Below are 1,065 nucleotides of genomic sequence, written 5' to 3' on the forward strand. Positions count from 1 at the left end.
CTGTGATTGTTGCGGGAGCTCGTACCCCGATGGGTCGACTCCTCGGATCGTTGAAAGACCTCTCCGGGTCCGACCTCGGCGGCATCGCCATCAAAGGCGCCCTCGACAAGTCCTCAGTCGCACCCGAACAGGTCGACTACGTCATCATGGGACAGGTCCTCACCGCCGGCGCCGGCCAGATGCCCGCCCGCCAAGCCGCCGTCGCCGCCGGCATCCCCATGAACGTCCCCGCCCTGAGCATCAACAAAGTGTGCCTCTCCGGCATCGACGCCATCGCCCTCGCCGACCAACTCATCCGCGCCGGCGAATTCGACATCGTCGTCGCCGGCGGGCAGGAATCGATGTCCCGCGCACCCCACATGCTCGAAAAAAGCCGCGAAGGCTTCAAATACGGCGACGTCACCCTCCGCGACCACATGGCCTACGACGGCCTCCACGACATCTTCACCGACCAGGCCATGGGCCTGCTCACCGAACAAGTCAACCAACAAGAAACCGCCCACATCACCCGCGCCGAGCAGGACGCCTTCGCCGCCGCCTCACACCAGAACGCGGCCCGCGCCTGGAAAGACGGCCTCTTCGACAACGAAGTCGTCCCCGTCTCCATCCCCCAACGCAAGGGCGAGCCCATCGTCTTCGCCCAGGACGAAGGCATCCGCGCCGACACCACCACCGAATCCCTCGGCAAACTGCGTCCCGCGTTCAGCAAGGACGGCACCATCACCGCCGGCTCCGCCTCCCCGATCTCCGACGGCGCCGCCGCCGTCGTGGTGATGAGCAAAACCAAAGCCGAAGAACTCGGCCTGACCTGGATCGCGGAAATCGGCGCCCACGGCGTCGTCGCCGGACCCGACTCCACCCTCCAGTCCCAACCCGCCCGGGCCATCGCCAAAGCCTGCGCGAAGGAAGGCATCGACCCCACCGACCTCGACCTCGTCGAAATCAACGAAGCATTCGCCGCCGTCGGGATCGCCTCCACCCGCGAACTCGGCCTCGACCCCGCCAAGGTCAACGTCAACGGCGGCGCCATCGCCGTCGGCCACCCCCTCGGCATGTCCGGCGCCC

1 protein-coding gene is annotated in these 1,065 nt (G+C 67.0%); it reads left to right on the forward strand.

Features of this window, described 5'->3' with window-relative positions; translation table 11 throughout:
* Positions 1-2 precede the first annotated feature (2 nt).
* Positions 3-1,065: acetyl-CoA C-acetyltransferase (locus YH3_RS34650; RefSeq protein WP_064445174.1), on the forward strand; the 1,063-nt coding region annotated here is incomplete at its 3' end.

Origin of the sequence: Rhodococcus sp. YH3-3, from assembly GCF_001653035.1 — a bacterium.
Taxonomy (GTDB): Bacteria; Actinomycetota; Actinomycetes; order Mycobacteriales; family Mycobacteriaceae; genus Rhodococcus_F; species Rhodococcus_F qingshengii.